The organism is Vulcanococcus sp. (assembly GCF_044369115.1).
In the GTDB taxonomy this organism is placed as follows: Bacteria; Cyanobacteriota; Cyanobacteriia; order PCC-6307; family Cyanobiaceae; genus Vulcanococcus.
Window position 1 is genome coordinate 1 of the sequence record NZ_JBIPMN010000222.1, and the last position, 3,402, is coordinate 3,402.

General features: G+C 66.3%; 4 protein-coding genes and 1 pseudogene. All 5 read left to right on the forward strand.

The features are described 5' to 3' along the window. A pseudogene (locus tag ACIQ2E_RS13445) lies at window positions 1–784 on the forward strand (signal recognition particle protein); the annotation flags it as partial. A 96-nt stretch (window positions 785–880) separates the two neighbouring features. Continuing rightward, entirely contained in the window at window positions 881–1,291 is a 411-nt protein-coding gene (gene rpsP, locus ACIQ2E_RS13450; protein ID WP_398331532.1) for a 30S ribosomal protein S16, read from the forward strand. 12 nt (window positions 1,292–1,303) lie between these two features. After that, the gene (locus tag ACIQ2E_RS13455; RefSeq protein WP_398331535.1) at window positions 1,304–2,290 is read left to right on the forward strand and encodes a PhoH family protein; all 987 of its coding nucleotides are present in this window, start codon (window positions 1,304–1,306) and stop codon (window positions 2,288–2,290) included. 82 nt (window positions 2,291–2,372) lie between these two features. Next, window positions 2,373–2,609 carry a hypothetical protein gene (locus ACIQ2E_RS13460; protein ID WP_398331538.1) on the forward strand — a complete coding sequence of 79 codons (237 nt, stop codon included), beginning with the start codon at window positions 2,373–2,375 and terminating at the stop codon, window positions 2,607–2,609. 73 nt (window positions 2,610–2,682) lie between these two features. Next, window positions 2,683–3,402: Bax inhibitor-1 family protein (locus ACIQ2E_RS13465; protein ID WP_398331541.1), on the forward strand; the 720-nt coding region annotated here is incomplete at its 3' end.

Here is a 3,402-nt window from a genome sequence, read left to right on the forward strand (position 1 = left end):
GATGATCGGCCAGGAGGCCGCCGAACTCACCCGCGCCTTCCACGAGCAGGTGGGCATCACCGGCGCCGTGCTCACCAAGCTCGACGGCGACTCCCGCGGTGGCGCCGCCCTCTCGATCCGCAAGGTGAGCGGCGCGCCGATCAAGTTCATCGGCACCGGCGAAAAGGTGGAGGCGCTGCAGCCCTTCCACCCCGAGCGGATGGCCAGCCGCATCCTGGGCATGGGCGATGTGCTCACCCTGGTGGAGAAGGCCCAGAAGGAGGTGGAGCTGGCCGATGTGGCCAAGATGCAGCAGAAGCTCCAGGAAGCCACCTTCGACTTCTCGGACTTCGTGCAGCAGATGCGCCTGATCAAGCGCATGGGCTCCCTGGGCGGCCTGATGAAGCTGATCCCGGGCATGAACAAGATCGACGACGGCATGCTCAAGCAGGGCGAAGAGCAGCTCAAGAAGATTGAGGCGATGATCAGCTCGATGACCGAGGCCGAGCGGCGCGACCCGGATCTGCTGGCCGCCAATCCCTCCCGCCGGCGCCGCATCGCCAGCGGCAGCGGTCACACCTCGGCGGATGTGGACAAGGTGCTGCAGAACTTCCAGCAGATGCGCGGGTTCATGCAGCAGATGACCCGCGGCGGTGGCATGCCTGGCATGGGCGGCTTCCCAGGCATGGGGATGCCCGGAATGGGTGGTGGGATTCCAGGAATGGGCGGCCCTGCTCGCGGCGGCGGTGGCATGCCCAAGGCGCCCAAGCCGGCCAAGAAGCGCAAAGGCTTCGGGGAGCTCTGAGGGGGTTCACCCCGAAGAGTATTGTGGTCGTTTGGCGCGCGATTCCGCCTTCAACGGATCACGCACCCCTTATCCAGTCAGCAAGGCAAGGCCACGATGATCAAGCTCCGCCTGAAGCGGTTCGGTAAGAAGCGGGAAGCGAGCTTCCGCCTCGTGGCCTGCAACAGCACCTCCCGCCGCGACGGTCGCCCCCTCGAGGAGCTGGGCTTCTACAACCCCCGCACCAAGGAGACCCGTCTCGACACCGAGGCCATCCGGGCTCGCCTGGCTCAGGGCGCTCAACCCACCGACAGCGTTCTCACCCTGCTGGAGCGCGGCGGTCTGGTGGAGAAGAAGGTGCGTCCTTCCGTGGTGATCGGCCAGAAGAAGCAAGCCGCCGCCCGCGAAGCTGCTGCCAAGAAGGCCGCGAAGGAAGCGGCCGAAGCGAAGGCTGCTGAAGCTGCCGCCGCCGCTGAGGCTGCTGCCGCTGCCGCAGAAGCTCCCGCCGAAGACGCAGCGGAAGCCTGAGGCTGAGCCCCCATGTCCGGGGCTGACACCCTCACCACCTTCACGATCGACCTTCCCGACCAGGACGCCGCCATGGCTCTGGCTGGGGAGGCTGAAACGACCCTGCATCGCCTCGAAGCCCTGACTGGTGCTTCCTTGGTGTTGCGGGGTTTGTCATTGCACCTGCGCGGCCGCCCCAACCAACTCGAGCGGGCTGCTGGCCTGGTGGAGCTGCTGCGCCCCCTCTGGCAGGAAGGGCAAGCCATCACCCAGGTGGATGTGCAAACCGCGCTCACCGCCCTGGATACGGGGCGCGGGGAAGAGCACCAGCAACTCGGCAAGCAGGTGCTAGCTCGCAGCCAGAGCGGCAAATTGCTGCGGCCGCGCACGCTGAAACAGAAGGCGTATGTGGAGGCGATCGAGCGTCACGACCTCACCCTGGCCCTGGGTCCCGCCGGCACCGGGAAAACCTTCCTGGCGGCGGTGCAGGCCGTGCGCGCCCTGCAGGAACGGCGCGTTGAGCGGCTGATCCTCACCCGCCCCGCTGTGGAAGCCGGCGAGCGGCTCGGCTTTCTGCCAGGCGATCTGCAGCAAAAAGTAGATCCCTATCTGCGCCCCCTCTACGACGCGCTCCACACCCTGCTGGGCCAGGAACGCACCGCTGCCCTGATCGAAAAGAATGTGATCGAGGTGGCGCCGCTGGCCTACATGCGCGGCCGCACCCTGGCCGATGCCTTCGTGATTCTCGACGAGGCCCAGAACACCACCACCGCCCAGATGCGCATGGTGCTCACCCGCCTCGGCGAAGGCTCCCGCATGGTGGTGACCGGCGATCCCACCCAGGTCGATCTGCCCAACGGCCAGCTCAGCGGCCTGATCGAAGCCGCCCAGGTGCTCGAAGGCGTGGAAGGGGTGGCCATCTGCCGGCTCACCGCCGCCGATGTGGTGCGCCATCCCCTGGTGCAGCGGCTCGTCACGGCCTACGCCAACCGCGACACCGAGCGCCGCCGTCATTCATGACCAAATCCGCATCGCGCTCTGAACGGCTTCTGAACGGCTGCTGATCCCAGCCCAGATCGCTTTAGCCGCACTGCTGGCCTACATGATCGGCTTCGGCTTCACCAGCCTGTTTCCCGGCTATCTGGCCAAGATCGGCGCCCTCTGGTCGGCCATCTCCGCGGTAGTGGTGATGGTGACGGCGAGCCTGAGTCCAGCCCTCAACCCTGGGCTCAACGCCCTGCTGCGTTTTGCTGAATCCTGCATCGGCACTGCCGTGGCGGTGTTGGTGGTGCTGCTATGGCCCCAGAGGCGCGAGCTGCGCGGCAATGCTCTGCGATAGGGGGATCCACACCCAGAACCCCAACGCAACCTGGACAACGCTGGCAGGATGTGGTGAGTCTTCTCTCTGAGCCATGCCGGCCAGCAGCAATTTCCAGGAGGCCATCCGCGAGGCTCAATCGAGCGCGCTGGTTGGCCCCAATGTGGTCAACAAGGCCCTGCCCTACGTGGGCGGTGGCATGGTGCTCACAGCCGGTGGCGTGATGGGCGGTCTGGCCCTGATGGCCAGCAACCCCGCGCTGTTCATGCCCCTGTTCTGGGTGGCCCTGATCGGCAACTTCATCCTCTTCTTCGCGGCCCAGAACGTGGCCATGAAGGGCAACAACAGCACGGCCCTGCCGCTGTTGGCTGCCTACAGCCTGATCACCGGCTACACCCTGAGCGGGCTGGTGGCGATGGCCATCGGCACTGCCGGCATCGGAGCCATCGGCACCGCCGCCCTCGCCACCGGCATCACCTTCGTGGCCGCCTCGGTGATGGGGCGTCGCATGAGCGACAGCGTCGGTCAAGCGCTGAGCGGCGTGGTGGGCCTCGGCATCATCGGCCTGGTGATCGCCATGCTCGTGCAGATCGTGGGCGGCATCTTTGTGCCCGGCTTCGGCATAGGCGGCATGGAGCTGCTGATCGCCGGCTTCGGCACAGTGATCTTCGTGGGCGCGGCCTTCGTGGACTTCTACACGATGCCCCGCACCTACAGCGACGACCAATACCTGGCCGGCGCCCTGGGGATGTATCTCACCTACATCAATCTGTTCATCTTCATCCTGCGTCTGGTGATCGCGCTCAACGGCGGC

What these genes read in the sequence shown, in the direction of transcription:
- rpsP (WP_398331532.1), top strand. Translation starts at nt 881, where the DNA reads ATGATCAAGCTCCGCCTGAAGCGGTTCGGTAAGAAGCGGGAAGCGAGC.
- ACIQ2E_RS13455 (WP_398331535.1), top strand. Translation starts at nt 1,304, where the DNA reads ATGTCCGGGGCTGACACCCTCACCACCTTCACGATCGACCTTCCCGAC.
- ACIQ2E_RS13460 (WP_398331538.1), top strand. Translation starts at nt 2,373, where the DNA reads ATGATCGGCTTCGGCTTCACCAGCCTGTTTCCCGGCTATCTGGCCAAG.